The organism is Sulfurospirillum arcachonense DSM 9755 (assembly GCF_000597725.1).
Lineage (GTDB): Bacteria > Campylobacterota > Campylobacteria > Campylobacterales > Sulfurospirillaceae > Sulfurospirillum_A > Sulfurospirillum_A arcachonense.
Window position 1 is genome coordinate 102,789 of record NZ_JFBL01000001.1, and the last position, 14,697, is coordinate 117,485.

The following is a 14,697-nucleotide window of genomic DNA, read 5'->3' on the forward strand; positions in this document are numbered from 1 at the left end:
AGATATCTAACTAATGTCAAGAGGGTTTACATGTAAAGGAAAATTTCTTTACATGTAAGAATTAATATACTGCTTTTAATCGACTAAGTAAGTTATCTAAAATATTTTCATCTAATGACAACTTCATTTCCTTTGCTACTAACTCTTGTAATTCTATACACTTCTTAATGTAAATTATTTGTTCATCAATAGTAAATCTTTGCCAATTACTGTTTGATTTTTTCCCATTGTGATATTTAAGAATAAATTGGAAATTATCAGGATGATGTTTTCCTGCATCTTCTTTATTTAAAAGTGCCTTTGCATGGTCTAATTCAAAGTCTAGGTTAAAAAACATTTTAAAAGATTTTTGGATATTTCTAAACTCATCCAAACGATAGAGTTCTTTGAGTGCGAATTTATCCTCTGCTTTTTTTTCTATCTCTCTTCGATTAATAGGTTCTAAATCTTCTTCTATATCTTGATTTTCTTTTTCTTTAAATTCATCTTCCGAGATGTATTTAACTTTTCGTGGTTTTTCAGAATCATCTATTTTAACAAATCCATCAAAACGCCCTTTAGAAAGTCTAGCACTAAGCCTAGCTCCAATTGCACGTAATCCTGTAGTTTCATTTTGATGATTTTCAACTTGAGACTCCGCATTTCTCAACAACTCAGGATACTTTTCACTAACTCCAATTGCCCATTCTGAAACAGTGACATAATCATCAAAACTTTTTAATGTTTCTAAATACTTTTCATGGATTTTCATGTTAAGAACCTTTTATAATATTCAAGTAATTGAGCTTCTAACTGATCCCTTAAGTCCCCTGTGTCACCATAGTCATATCTATTTTGTTGATAACTTTGCAAATCAAAGCCAACATCAGCACTTCCACTATCACTTTTTTCTACAAAAAACATAATTTGATTTTCCATCCCTTTTGCCTTTGCTAATCCCATAGCAAAACCAACTTCTAAATATACATTTGCATTTTTATTTGTAATATCTGCTAATAATAATCCATTTCGTTGAATTTGATGTAAAATTTCATCCATTATCTGATAAGTATGTCCCTTTTGTAAGTTATCAATTCTAATACACTCTAATGGAAGTTTTGTTTCTTTTTTAACCTTCTCTATTGTTTTTTCTATCGCTTTGAAATATTTATCTCTTTTGTAAAACTCCATAGCAACAAATATTTTAAAATCTCTAGGTACATAAGTTTCTTTGTATGTTTTATATAGATTTTCAAAATCCTCAAAATCCTCTAGTTTTGCTTCATTTTTTAACCAATCATAAAAATAGATAAATTCATTTTGCATTTTATCTATATCATCAATAACCCTATCAAGGTAAAAAAGAATATTAATAAAGTTATATAACTTATCTTGATCTATGAACCTTTGTAATAAAGGGATTATTTCCTCCTCTCTTGATAGTGTTCTCATCCTATCAAAAAAGTTATCTAAAATACCCTCATTATCGTTTATAGGTATCTTCTTAGCTAAATAATCACATGATATACTAATATTATTTTTTAGTTTATTTATATCGATATAATAGTCTTTGAACATATCTGTAAACTTTACATTTGAGATTTTAAATACATACATCCACCAATCAATACTTTTAGCTTTTTCATCACTTAAATTTTCTGTTGCTTCATTTAAATAATCATGTGGTAAAAGTGGTTTTGCTTTTGAGTTGAGATAATAAAAAAGTGCCAACTCATCTTCGTAGTCACCTTCTCTATCTTGTGTTAAAACAAAAGTTACACCAATTTTAAGATTTGATAAATCACTATTTGGAGTTTCAGTAAGAAATTGTTTAATAGCTGATATTCTATGATTACCATCAATTATTTTTAAATTTTCAAATGCTTCTGTTTTTTTAATTTGTATTCTTAATATCTCATATCCAGTAATAGTTGATAAGTAAAAGTTTTCATTACTTAATAAAATTTTATTTCCAAAATCAATATCTTGATGCCTTAAAGAAACAATAATATCAGGTAAGTATCTATTGGAACTATTTTTTAGATATTCAATTATTTTAGCTTCATGTTCTAAATCTCGCTCTCTTTGATATCCTTCATCGTATGTTTTAAATTGGGCAATTTCTTGTAGAGTCAAAAATGTTTTAGCAACAGTGTGATTAAAAACTCTATCTTTTACACCTATTGTATAAATTTGAAATTCAAGATTCATATTTATCTCCTAATATAATTTTTTCAACCTCTTCTTTTGCATCATCAAGTAAACTATTAGCTTCCTCTTGTAAGCTTTTAGCCTTTTCTCTACTTTGTTGTATCTCTTTTACTATTTCATCTTGAATATTTAGATCAGGTAAAGGTATTTTATAATTTTTAATCATATTAAAATTAAGATTATTTATATTTGTACCTCCTAATATTCTCATTAATAGTTGTCTAAACAAATTACTTTGTAAATAACAAAATAAAAAATATGGGTTTACATCTTTATTATAAACCCTTAAAACCATCATAAACGCACCAAAATAATAATCTAAATCTTTTTCAATAAATGCCACTTTCCCGACATGTGATTTACTTCCACTGGCTGCACTCATTAAAATGTCATTTGTAACTAATTTTTGTTTTTCATCCATTTCAATAAAATTCTTTAAATATCTTATCTCTGTTAAATCTAATTCATTAGTTTTTAAATCAATATTATTTCCTCTTAAGATTCCTATTCCATCTTTAGATTCATCTTCTGATGAGTATGTTACTCCACGAATGCCTATACACAATTCTTTTAAACTAACTAAATCAAATTTTGTCTTATATAATTGCTCTTCAACCTCAATATAGTAAGGTTTATTATAAAACCCATCATACCTACTATTGAAGATATCATCAAATCCAACTTTAAAAGTTCTATTTTCTATATTATTCTCTGGTTCTTCTGGAAGTTCTATACCTAGTTTATCAAGTAAATAGTTATCTATGCTTGCAAGTATACTTTTAGCTTCTTTCTCTTTCTCTTTTTTAAGTTTATACGCATTATCTATAATATCAATAATATTTTGTTGTATAATCTTATTTGGTATAGGTATAATAATATTTTCAATATCAAAAGTTTGTAACCTTGGTAATGTATTACCTGTCATCATATATTTTGTTTGATTTACTACACAATCTAAAAGTAGAAAAATAGATAAAAACTTATTAGATATTACACTTTCATATATAGTGTCCATAACAATAAATTCAGTTGTACATCCACCATCAAACTCTGCTAAATATACTTTATTTAAATATGGTCTTAATTTGCCAAAAAGAACATTACCTTTTGAAAATATAGAACAATCTCCTTTTCCTTTTTCATTTTCACTTAGCAAATATAATCCCGTATTTGATTCAATATTAGCCATACCTATATATTTATTAACTTGTGATGCTGTTGACTTTTTATTACTAATATTGAATAAATATTTTAGTTTATTAATTTCAAATGAATATTTTTCATCTAAAAATATATCCAAATACTTTAATCTTTCAGGATGATAAAATATTGGTGACCATTGAGTACTTAGTTCGCCCCGATCTATTAAGAATATTTTATTCTTATCTAAATCGGGGCTCAAGTAAAATTTACATTTCCCTTTTTATATACTTCTTCATAAAAAGTTTTAAACTCATTGCCTACTGTAGATAATTCTGATTCTTCATATTTACAAGTATCATTACCTTTTGAGTCATATCCAATTTCATCAATAATAGACATAAATATAGGATATTTATCAAACTTTGACATCTCAGTGTTTACAGCTTCATAAATTTTATCTCTTACAATTTCCTCTTTTAGTTTATATTCTTCTTTTAATTCGGCTACTTTTTCTTGATCTCCTTCAATTTCTTCTTCACTTTTTTCAATTTGATGTTTTAATACCTCAATTTGTTCATTGATCTCTTGAAGTAAGTTACTCTCTGGCTCTTCTCCTAAGTCATATTTTTTAACTCTTAAGTCCTGTAATTCATCATCATGTTTTTTTGACTCTTTTTTCAGTTCTTTTATTTTTTCATTATAAGGAGCTAGTTTTTCTTTTAGCTCTTTTCTTATAGATAGTATTTCAGGTTTGTGTTTATTTGTATGTCTTTCTCTTATGCTATCCTGCTTATCTAAAAACTCTTTCTCTTCAATTTTACTCTTTTTCTTTAAAACTAATATAGATGACTTTACTCCTGCACCATAGTTACTAAAAGTATGTTGAGGAAGAGAAAAAGAAGCCAATAGTTTAAATCTTTCTATTAGATAATTTCTTACATGCTGCATGGTTGAATTTGTAAGTATCCCATCAGGTAGTACCATGGCTACTATTCCACTACTTGGTTTAAGAAGTTCATAATATCTTTCTAAAAAAAGTATTTCACTTTTTTGCTGTTTTAAATCTTTTCTATATTTATTATCTATAATTTTATCTATAAAATCAACATAAGAATTTGCAAAATTATCAAAGGTACTAAAATATGTTTTATCATCTTTTATAATTGAGCCAAAAGGTGGATTTGTAAATATATAATCAAAACTCTCTTTTTTAAACTCATTATTTTGTTTCTGAAAACTATCGAAAGTAGCAAGTCCATCACTTGTGATAACATTTGTATGACCATCATCATGGATAATCATATTCATTTTAGCTGTACGACTTATACCTCCACTTATCTCTATACCATATAGTTTCTTTTCGGCAAAGTTATGCCAAAAGGCTTTTGCTCTTTCTTTATCTTTATCTGTCGGATTTTCTTTTTTCTTTAGAAATTCTTTTGATTTATTTTGCATTTGAGCTAATGACTGAAGTAAAAAGCCACCACTCCCACAACTAGGATCAATAACTCTATCATTTTCTTTTAAATCAAATAGATCAACTATAAATTTAACTACATTTGGTGGTGTAAAATATTGTCCAGCATCACCTTTAAAGAACTTTGCAAAAAAATCTTGAAATATTTTACCTTTAATATCAAGCTCTGTCTCATTTAAACTATAGGATTCAAGTTTCTCAACTAAAAAAGTAATCTCATCTGCTTCTAATATCAAAGTATCATCAAAGACATTTGAATCTTTCTTTTTATGTTTATCATAAAGATTTTTTATTCTAATTTCTCTTTGTTTTTTTGTCTCATCTCTGTCTTTTTGAAACTCATAATACTCTGTATATTCCTCTGATAATTCATCAACCTTTTCATCCATAATTTTTGTAAATACTATTTTACTAAATTCATTAAAAGCTTCAGCAGGATTTCTTTTACCACCATTCCAAAGATAGTCATGTATTTCTTTTAATATACTGTTTAATTTCTCTGTATCAAGTGGCTTTATATCATTATCTTTTGAACCTCTTTTATATTTCCATTTTGGAACACTTCCACCAAAATCAGGGAAATCATCTATTTTTCTACTTTCATTATCCCCAATATGCACTTTCCAAAATTCACTACCATTTGTAGCTATTGCATACTCAGCACCTGCTGCATGAGCATAACTTATAGCTTGGTCTTTTGCAGTTTTTAAATCTTTTTGTTTTTTATCTTTTACCTCTACAATCATATAGGCTTTATTTGTTTTTTTGGTATTTTTAACTTTATAGGCAATTATATCTGCATACTTGGTTTCTCTACCCATTGGCACTTTTACTTCTATTGCTAAACTATAAATAGGATATTGGTGTTCAATAACAAGCTTAGCAACCATGTAAGCTCGTACTTTTTCCTCTGTCTCATTCCAAGATTTCGTTGAGCCTTGTTTTTGTCCTGTATGATAGGTTATCTTTGTTCTTTCATCGTTTAAACTAAATAGCTTTTTATCAAAACCTTGTTGTATTAAATCATCCATTATTTTTAATCCTATTGGTTGTTTTGTAAAGTAAAATATTTTTTATAACAAATGATTATAGCAATATAACCTTTTAAGTTTTCTCAACTAACCCCAACAACCCTCTTTGTTGGGTAGAAAGTTTGTCATAGATAATCACATATTAGTCTTCAAAAGGAAATAACAATAAAAACTTGCTCTTTATTTACATATTTCATTATAATATCCTCAAAGAGGATTCTAGTATGTCAAAAATATATCTATTATTGTTTGTACTGTTTATTCACCAAGAGTTATTTGCACAAACTCTTTTTACGTATAATAATAATTATTCAAAAAAAGAACTTCTCAATAAAAAAGAAAATTATACATATAAAATACTACAATTAGCTTTAGAAAAAACCAAACAAAAGTATGGGGAGTATGAACTTAAACCCTCTGAAAAGATGAACAATAAAAGAGCTCTCTACATAGCTAAAAACAACAAAATTAAAAACTTTATACTCAATGCTTCCATAACAAAAGAACTTCTCTCTGAATTTTCATACGCTAAGTTTCCAACTCATAGAGGTATTATAGGATATAGAGTTGCCTTTATATCACCTAAGCTACAACAAGACAAAGCGCTCTATAACACTTTAAAAAAAATTAACAAATTAAAAACAGTCCAAGGAACGGGGTGGCTAGATATAAAAATACTAAAAGAAAATCATTTCAATATACACTCTCATCCAGATATGAAAGGTCTTGCACGGATGACTGCTACAGGAAGAGCAGATTTATACTTTAGAGGGATAACTGAAATAAGAGAAGAACTTCATAAATATAACGATATTAAAGATTTAGTTTTTGACAAAACATTTTTACTCTATTATGATTTACCAAAACTATTTTTTACAAATAATGCAAATAAAAAAGCTATCCAAAGGATAGAAGAAGGTCTACTTATAGCTTATAAAGATGGTTCTTTAGATAAAATTTTTAATGAATTTTATTTTGAAGATATACAAGCAATGCACATTAAAAAAAGAAAGATATATAAGCTTAAAAAACATTTTTGTCAAGAAATTGGCTTTAATTTTGAGCAGTATTATATTGATATTTCAAAGTTGTATCAATGAAATTATTATTGAAGATTTTTATAACACTCTTTATTTCAATAACATCTTCATTTTTTATTTACTCAGTAATTATACTCAATACTACAAAAACTGATTTGGAAGAGAAACTAATTCAAAAGATTAAAAACAATAATAAACTCTATACTATACCTATTTCTGCTTTACTATATGAGTTTAACGAAGATGTTCTAATCTCATTATTGCATTCTATTTATAACGATAAAGAAATCGTAAAAATAGAACTCATAGATTTTAGTAATAATCTAAATTTAACATTAAATAAAGGTGAATTTAATGCGGATGACATAATAAAAGATAAACTTGAATTAAAATATGCTAATGAGAAAATAGGTATTTTGAAAGTCTCTTACACAAAAAAATATATAAATATTTTCTTTAACCAATTTAAAAACTATGCTATTTTATTTAGTGTATTGTTAGTATTTATTCTCCTTATCTCCCTTTATTTTATAATCAAACAAATCATAAAATCTCTCGATATTTTGTCAAAGGCAACAGAAAAAATTACTTCTGGAAACTTACATCACAAAATCAACATCAAATCAAATGATGAAATTGGTTTATTGGCAAATAAATTTGAAACTATGAGAGAAAACTTACACAATAGAGAAGTATTAAATAAACAGCAGTCAGAAAAAATACAAGAACTCAATAAAGAGATGATTGAAACACAAGAAGTATTAATTGAGACACTAGGCGAAGTAATAGAAAAAAGATACATTGATGATCCTTATCATGTTAAAAGAGTAGCTGATATGTCTTATCTTTTAGCAAAATTATTAGGGATGAAAGAGAGTGAAGCAATAAGCTTAAAAATTGTTTCTCCTATGCATGATATTGGTAAAATTGGTATTTCAGACTCCATACTCCTTAAACCTGGAAAGTTAACCCCTGAAGAATTTGAGATTATGAAAACTCATTCTACAATAGGTTATGATATTCTAAAAGATACACATAAAGAAACACTTGACATTGCTTCTTTAGTCGCATATGAACACCATGAAAGATGGAATGGTACAGGATATCCTATGGGTAAAAAAGGTGAAGAAATCTCTATCTTTGGAAGAATCACTGCTATTATAGATGTCTTTGATGCTCTTGCAAATAAAAGGTGTTATAAAGAAGCTTGGCAATATGATGAAATCATTACGTACTTGAAAAAAGAGCGTGGAGAACAATTTGACCCAATAATTGCTCAAAAATTAATTGACAATATAGATATTTTTATAGATGTACAAAAAAAGTATTCTACTTAGCCAAGTAATTCTCTTTGTTTTTTAGGAAGCTTATTATAGATAAGCTCATACGAATGGTCAATGAGTTCTTTTAAAAGTGAGTCAGTTACATCGGTATTTGCACTGACTGTATTCCAGTGTTTTTTGTTCATATGATATCCTGCTTTTATACCCTCATAGATTGAGCGAAGTTCTAAGGCGTAGATAGGATCACATTTAAGATTTATATGAAGTAGCTCTTCATCTACAAAAAGAGCAAACATCTTGTTAGAAACTCTGTAAACACGTACTACCTCATCAAAAGGATAATCAAACGTAGCTCCTTTTTTTGACAACAAGTAAACATCTACCTCTTTAAAAGTCATAACTCAATGTCCTTTACATGTAAAGTATTTTCTCTATAATATCATAAAAGAAGATATGTTTTTGAGTTAAACTCTACATGCCCAACAGTTATCTTGGTCATTACATGTAGCACAAGCTGGGGCAACTTCTCCTACTGAGTCATAGATAAATTTTTTCCAAAGTTTATCAGCAGGTTTTATTTCACACAATGCTGGGAAATGCTCTTTCATAAACTTCCCCATTTGAGTTCTATTTTCAAAACCTAAATCTTCATAAAGATGATTCATCTCTAAAGAAACTTTTGAAAGATATGGTGCAACTTCATTAAAAGCTTTTTCATCTTTTGCATACTTTTGTAAAAATGAAGTTACTTTCTCTTCTAAAATATTAAGTGGCGTTTCATTTTTTACTATCATAAAGTCATCTCCATCATTTTACCATTTACAATTTCGCCAAACTCTACACCAAAATTGTAACTCTCATTGAGTTCCATTTTTGTAGGTACAAGCTTTATCTTTTGTGGTTCAAGTGGTACTCTAAACTTCAAAGCTTTCAATCTTGCTTGAATCATATCAACAGCTTCTCCACTCCAACCAAAACTACCAAAACATGCACCTATTTTACCTTTTTTTTCTAAAAGCATCATACAACTTAACAAATCCCAGACAGGTTTAGGAGCATCTGAATTGATAGTTGGCGTTCCTATAATTATACCTGTACTTTCTTCTAAAATACTGAGCATATTTTGCTCATCTAATGCCATAAGGTCATATATATTTGCTATGAGAGTTTCACTTGATTCTAATCCATCATAAATTCTCTCAGCCATATCTTTTGTATTTTTATAACTTGTTACATAAAAAATAGATACTATTTTTTTACCATGCAGTCTATCTGTTTTAGTACTCCATTTTTTATACAACTCTATATATTCATGTGGATTTTTTCTTAAAACTGGTCCATGAAGTGTTGCTACGATATCAATATCTAACTTTTCATACAGTTTTATTGCATTGATAACATCACTTTTAAAAGGTCTCATTATATGCTCATAATAGTATTTAAAAGCATATTCAAAGTCACCAACTAAATCATTAAATACCCTACTATCAAAATAGTGTGATCCAAAAACATCACCACTAAAAAGTACTTTCTCTTCTACAAGGTAGCTACTCATCGTCTCAGGCCAATGAAGATTTGGCGTACTTAAAAATTTTAGTGTTTTATCCCCAAGTTTTAACTCTTTATTGGTCCAAACATTTTCAAACTCTATATCTTCTTTTCCTGTTATTGCTTTTATCATAGGTCCAGCCATAGGCGATATAAAAACTTTTGCCTGAGGTGCTTTTTTAGTCAATTCTAAAAGTGCTCCACTATGATCAGGTTCAAGATGATGCATCACGATATATTTTATCTCTTCATACCTACAAACTGACTCTATATTTTCAAAAAACTCTTGTGAAAACTCTTCTTTCACAGTATCTAAGATAATAACTCCTTGCGTAGTCTTAACAAGATATGCATTATACGTAGTTCCATTGGCTGTTTTCATAATAATATCAAAAGTTCTGATATCAGGATCACTGACCCCTATATAATAAACATCTCTTTTGATTTTTACGGCACTCATCAATGTTTCCTTAAAAGAATTCTCTGCAGCCATAAAGGTGGGTTATCTTTTATCATATTTTGTAGAGATTTTAAGACACCTTCTATCGTATCATCACTTGACTTCATAGGATATATACCACATTTTTGAACTAGATTTGCTGCTTTTGGTCCTATCTGAGAGACACATACCATATCACTATTTTCAAGACAATTTATCTTATACTCTAGCTTATCTATCTCATCATCATGTTTTATAGAAGAGTCAATCTCTTTGATTAAAGAAAAATCATTTTCATTGACCTCATACATGTAAAACCTTTCACACCATCCAAAGTGTTCATTTACATTTATGCCATCAAGTGAAGCAAATGAAATTATCATATGATATAAACCTTGATATTTTCATCTATAACTTTAGTAAGCGTATTTTCGATAAGCTCATATGTAGAAGTAGAAGCCATAGAACATCCCGCACAATTTCCTTGATATGCAAGTCTTATCTCAGTATCTACTCCACTTAAAAAATCAATCAACATAATATTCCCACCATCTTGAACTAAAATAGGTCTTATATATCTATCTAAGGCATCAGTCACTACTTCTTTTTTCTTTTCTAAACTCATTTTTTTAAACTCCAGATTTATATTTGGACTCTCTTTTTTTGGTCTATCCACACCACCCATCTGAATTCTAGCCATAGCATGACCACTCTTTGCAGCATTAAGCATACAGTTAAATCCTTCTTTTACTAAAACCTCATTTGTTCTATCTTTAAGTAAAAGTAATCCCAATCTAAAATTAGCCCCTTGATGGTTTTTTTTAACAGCACGTCTAAAATATTCTATTGCTTTATTTATATCTTCATCAACACCAATTTTACTCTGGTACATTAAAGCAAGATTATAATTAGCAGAATCATTTTCAAACTCACTCGCTTTTTCAAACCACTCTTTTGCTTTTGCATAATCTTTATCAACACCCTCACCTTTTAAGTACATAAGACCTAAATTTGCCATAGCTTGATCGCTTTTTAACTCTGCTTCTTTACTCCACAAACTAAAAGCACTTTCATAGTCTTTTGCCTTATACGCTTTTAATGCTTCTGCATGATTCATATTGTGCTCCTCTAACAACACTCTAATTCTGCTTTATCTAAAAGAGATATTCCTTTTTCAAAATCAAACTCTTCAAATAAATCAGAAATATAAAATACATTTGAGCAAACAAGATACAATATATCTTTACACCCATCCTTAATATACTCTTTACTATAATTTTCAGGAATCTTACTTTGAAAACTTATCCAAAATTCATTCTTGCTTTCAGGCTCTAAAAGAAAAAGCTCATCCATAGCATCTAAAACTTCAACTGCATTTTTATAACAATCTATATTATCAAATGATACATATCTATCTCTTACTTCTTGCACCTACTCACCTTTACAAGAACAACTACACTCATCTGTTAATTCTGTATAATTACTTTCATCAACAAGTAAAAGTGACTCACTCAAAAAATCTTTATATATAGCGTCAATAGTAGGTTTTTCATCTTTACATGTAAAGACTTTTATACCCTCTTTTGTATAATATTTATAAAGCTTATCTCCCATATGTGAAAACACTGTTGCACTTGTACCAGATTGCTTTAAAAATGGAACTAACTGAGGACCATTACCACACTCTTCATTTTTAATAACTTTAAAAGCACCAGATTCAATATCTAAAAGTGCAAAATACGGAGCATTACCATATAAATCAGATAAAGTTGTGGAACTTTTTGTATCTAGGGGAATTGAAATCATTTATAATCCTTTTACTTTATTTATATTTATATATACATAATCCATTCCTTTTACATTTTTAAAGGAACACTTTATGTAAATAAATCATATATATGTAAGGAAGTACTATGATGGTAAATAAAAAACAGATTAAAGAACTTTTAAACGAATCAGCTTGCTCTCATAACAGTGAGAAAAAAAGTAGTTGTGACAAACCAAAACCTGGAGCGACAAGTGGTGGTTGTGCTTTTGAAGGAGCACAAATATCTCTTTTCCCTTATGCAGATGTTATCCACTTAGTTCACGCACCTGCAACCTGTCAGGGTGCTTCTTGGGAAACTCGTGCTACTAAAACTAGTTTTAGTGGTATTGATAACACCCCTCTTGGATACTGTACAGATGTAAGCACAAATGACATCATTTTTGGTGGAAGTCAAAAACTAGAAGATAGTATAAGCTATATTGTCAAAAATAAAAGACCAAAAGCCATTTTTGTATATGAAACCTGTGTCACTGCAATGATAGGTGATGATATGGATAGCCTTGCAAAAAGACTTCAAGAAAAGTATAAAACTATCATAATAGTAATCCACTCTCCTGGTTTTGTAGGTAGCAAAAACTTAGGCTCACGTTTAGGGGGAGAAGCTGTACTAGACCAACTCATAGGAACAAAAGAGCCCAAAGAGATACATCCATATGGTATAAACCTTATAGGAGAATATAACGTTACAGGAGACATGTGGCAATACTCTCCAATTTTAGAAAAAATAGGTATCAAAATTATCTCTACACTTGCTGGAGATGGAAGATTAGAGCGTATCCAACAAGCACACCGAGCAAAGCTTAATGTCATAGTTTGTGCAAAATCACTCATAACACTTTGCAGAAAAATGGAGGAAAAATATGGAATTCCTCATGTATCTGTCTCTTTTTATGGGAAACGAGATACTAGTAATGCTATTAGAACCATAGTCAATGCTTTTAACGATAAAGAGCTAAGTGCAAAAGCTGAAATTATTATCAAAGAAGAAGAAGAAAAACTTGAATCAAAACTTGTACCATTTAGAAAAATTTTAGAAAATAAAAAAGCTATTCTTAATACTGGTGGAAACAAATCATGGTCAATAGCCTCAGCCCTTCAAGATATCGGGATAGAAGTAGTTGCAACAAGCGTAAGAAAAGCTACTTTAGAAGATATAGAAATAGCTAAAAAATATGTACCTATTTTGATGAAAGTTCCAGCAAATGAACAAGCAAAACTCATAGATGAACATGGAGTTGATATACTCTTAGCAGGAGGAAGAAGTCTCTATACTGCTATTAAAAAAAGGGTTGCCTTTGTAGATGTAAACCAAGAGAAAAAAATAAGCTATGGGGCTTACAACGGACTTGTTAACTTGGCATCCGATGTTTGTAACTCTGTAAACAATCCTGTATTTAAAGTTGTAGGAACAAAAGCACCTTGGGAGAAAGATAATGACTAAACCACTTCAAATAAATCCACTCAAACTTTCCCAACCTATGGGCGCATTACTTGCTTTTTTAGGCATTAAAAATACTATGCCTTTAATGCATGGGGCACAAGGTTGTGCTAGTTTTTCTAAAGTCTTTTTTACTCGACATTTTAACGACCCAATAGCAGTACAAACAACAGCAGTCAATGATATAACAGCTATTGTTGATGGGGGTGATTACTCTATTAGTGAAGCGGTAAAAAACATAACAAAAAAAGTAAAACCTGATTTAGTTGGTCTGTTTACAACTGGACTTACTGAAACAAAAGGCGATGATATAAAAGGTGCAGCGTATCTTTTAAAAGATACTCAAAAAATGGTTTACGTTCATACTCCTGATTTTGAAGGTGGTTTGGAAAGTGGTTTTGCAAAAGCAATCGAAGCTATCATAGAACAACTTGTTGAACCTCAAAACAATATAGATGAAAGAAAAGCTCTTCTCATACCAAATGTAAATATGACTCCTATTGAGATTGAAAAGCTTAAAGAACAAATATCTCTTTTTGGCTTTGAGCCTTTTGCTCTTCCAGATTTAAGTGACTCACTAGATGGTCATCTAGGCTTAAAACAAGGTGCCCTATCATCTGGTGGTATAAGTATTGAAGAGATTAAAAAGTTAGCTGAGTGTGCATTAGTCATAAGTGTAGGCAACTCTGTTGAAAAATGTGCCCAAATGATGAAAGAAAAAAATCCATCTCTAACACATCTTCATTTCGATTCTCTTGGAGGACTAAGTAATAGTGATAAATTTTACAAAGCACTATTGGAGTTCAAACATATAGATACTCCTTCTCCATCAATTGTAAGATGGAGAAAAAGGCTACAAGATGCCTTACTTGATACTCACTTTGCTATTGGCGGTGCTAATGTGATTGTTGCATTAGAACCTGATCAAATCCTTTCAGTAGTTTCTACAATAACTGAAGCTGGGGCCAATGTCAAAACTGTTATTTCTCCAACAAAAAGTAGTGCCTTAGATACTCTTACATGTAAAGTTATTATAGGTGATTTTGAGGATGTAGAAAATGAACTTGAACAAAATGACTTACTCATAAGTAATTTTCATGGTGAAAGACTTACAAAAAAACACAATAAAGCATTGATGCTAAGAGGATTTCCTAATTATGAAGGACTAGGCTACCAACTTAAAAATGACTTTTTATATGAAGGAAGCACTTATTTGCTTTTTGAAATTGCAAATATATTAGAACATTACAAACATTAAATCTCTATGGAACACTTTATGA

General features: G+C 29.3%; 15 protein-coding genes. 4 read left to right on the forward strand and 11 right to left on the reverse strand.

Annotated elements, in window-relative coordinates:
- Positions 1 to 61: 61 nt before the first annotated feature.
- The 4 genes from K354_RS0100520 to K354_RS0100535 are packed head-to-tail and all read right to left on the reverse strand — an operon-like array spanning position 62 to position 5,841.
- On the reverse strand, positions 62 to 751 hold the full coding sequence (locus K354_RS0100520; RefSeq protein ID WP_024953558.1) for a hypothetical protein: 690 nt from the start codon (positions 749 to 751) through the stop codon (positions 62 to 64).
- A complete protein-coding gene (locus K354_RS0100525; protein ID WP_024953559.1) occupies positions 748 to 2,190 on the reverse strand; it encodes a DNA sulfur modification protein DndB in 1,443 nt (480 codons plus the stop codon). Before K354_RS0100525 ends, K354_RS0100520 begins: the two co-directional genes overlap by 4 nt.
- Positions 2,180 to 3,592, reverse strand: a complete 1,413-nt coding sequence (locus K354_RS0100530; protein ID WP_084607287.1) for a restriction endonuclease subunit S — start codon at positions 3,590 to 3,592, stop codon at positions 2,180 to 2,182. Before K354_RS0100530 ends, K354_RS0100525 begins: the two co-directional genes overlap by 11 nt.
- Positions 3,589 to 5,841, reverse strand: coding sequence for an N-6 DNA methylase (locus tag K354_RS0100535; protein WP_024953561.1), 2,253 nt, complete (start codon positions 5,839 to 5,841; stop codon positions 3,589 to 3,591). The genes K354_RS0100530 and K354_RS0100535 overlap by 4 nt, the downstream gene beginning before the upstream one ends.
- Positions 5,842 to 6,065: 224 nt before the next feature.
- Here K354_RS0100535 and K354_RS0100540 point away from each other — a divergent pair, with 224 nt between their 5' ends.
- Both K354_RS0100540 and K354_RS14510 read left to right on the forward strand, forming a co-directional pair.
- Positions 6,066 to 6,941 (forward strand): type 2 periplasmic-binding domain-containing protein, encoded by an 876-nt coding sequence (locus K354_RS0100540; RefSeq protein WP_024953562.1) that lies wholly within the window; start codon positions 6,066 to 6,068, stop codon positions 6,939 to 6,941.
- The gene (locus K354_RS14510; protein WP_024953563.1) at positions 6,938 to 8,218 is read left to right on the forward strand and encodes an HD domain-containing phosphohydrolase; all 1,281 of its coding nucleotides are present in this window, start codon (positions 6,938 to 6,940) and stop codon (positions 8,216 to 8,218) included. Before K354_RS0100540 ends, K354_RS14510 begins: the two co-directional genes overlap by 4 nt.
- On the opposite strand, the gene K354_RS0100550 is transcribed toward K354_RS14510, so the two are convergent.
- From K354_RS0100550 to K354_RS0100580, 7 genes are all read right to left on the reverse strand, one after another.
- The gene (locus K354_RS0100550; protein WP_024953564.1) at positions 8,215 to 8,562 is read right to left on the reverse strand and encodes an MmcQ/YjbR family DNA-binding protein; all 348 of its coding nucleotides are present in this window, start codon (positions 8,560 to 8,562) and stop codon (positions 8,215 to 8,217) included. The genes K354_RS14510 and K354_RS0100550 overlap by 4 nt on opposite strands.
- 66 nt (positions 8,563 to 8,628) lie before the next feature.
- On the reverse strand, positions 8,629 to 8,958 hold the full coding sequence (locus tag K354_RS0100555) for a nitrogen fixation protein NifQ (RefSeq protein WP_024953565.1): 330 nt from the start codon (positions 8,956 to 8,958) through the stop codon (positions 8,629 to 8,631).
- Positions 8,955 to 10,172, reverse strand: a complete 1,218-nt coding sequence (locus tag K354_RS0100560) for an FprA family A-type flavoprotein (protein ID WP_037939942.1) — start codon at positions 10,170 to 10,172, stop codon at positions 8,955 to 8,957. Before K354_RS0100560 ends, K354_RS0100555 begins: the two co-directional genes overlap by 4 nt.
- A complete protein-coding gene (locus K354_RS0100565) occupies positions 10,172 to 10,534 on the reverse strand; it encodes a NifB/NifX family molybdenum-iron cluster-binding protein (RefSeq protein WP_024953567.1) in 363 nt (120 codons plus the stop codon). Before K354_RS0100565 ends, K354_RS0100560 begins: the two co-directional genes overlap by 1 nt.
- On the reverse strand, positions 10,531 to 11,268 hold the full coding sequence (locus K354_RS14515; RefSeq protein ID WP_024953568.1) for a NifU family protein: 738 nt from the start codon (positions 11,266 to 11,268) through the stop codon (positions 10,531 to 10,533). Before K354_RS14515 ends, K354_RS0100565 begins: the two co-directional genes overlap by 4 nt.
- Positions 11,269 to 11,279: 11 nt before the next feature.
- Positions 11,280 to 11,582, reverse strand: a complete 303-nt coding sequence (cowN, locus tag K354_RS0100575; RefSeq protein ID WP_024953569.1) for a N(2)-fixation sustaining protein CowN — start codon at positions 11,580 to 11,582, stop codon at positions 11,280 to 11,282.
- Positions 11,583 to 11,957 carry a NifB/NifX family molybdenum-iron cluster-binding protein gene (locus K354_RS0100580; protein WP_024953570.1) on the reverse strand — a complete coding sequence of 125 codons (375 nt, stop codon included), beginning with the start codon at positions 11,955 to 11,957 and terminating at the stop codon, positions 11,583 to 11,585.
- 107 nt (positions 11,958 to 12,064) lie between these two features.
- Here K354_RS0100580 and K354_RS0100585 point away from each other — a divergent pair, with 107 nt between their 5' ends.
- Both K354_RS0100585 and nifN read left to right on the forward strand, forming a co-directional pair.
- The gene (locus K354_RS0100585; RefSeq protein ID WP_024953571.1) at positions 12,065 to 13,420 is read left to right on the forward strand and encodes a nitrogenase component 1; all 1,356 of its coding nucleotides are present in this window, start codon (positions 12,065 to 12,067) and stop codon (positions 13,418 to 13,420) included.
- Positions 13,413 to 14,675 (forward strand): nitrogenase iron-molybdenum cofactor biosynthesis protein NifN, encoded by a 1,263-nt coding sequence (nifN, locus tag K354_RS0100590; protein WP_024953572.1) that lies wholly within the window; start codon positions 13,413 to 13,415, stop codon positions 14,673 to 14,675. The genes K354_RS0100585 and nifN overlap by 8 nt, the downstream gene beginning before the upstream one ends.
- The last annotated feature ends 22 nt before the right edge of the window (positions 14,676 to 14,697 follow it).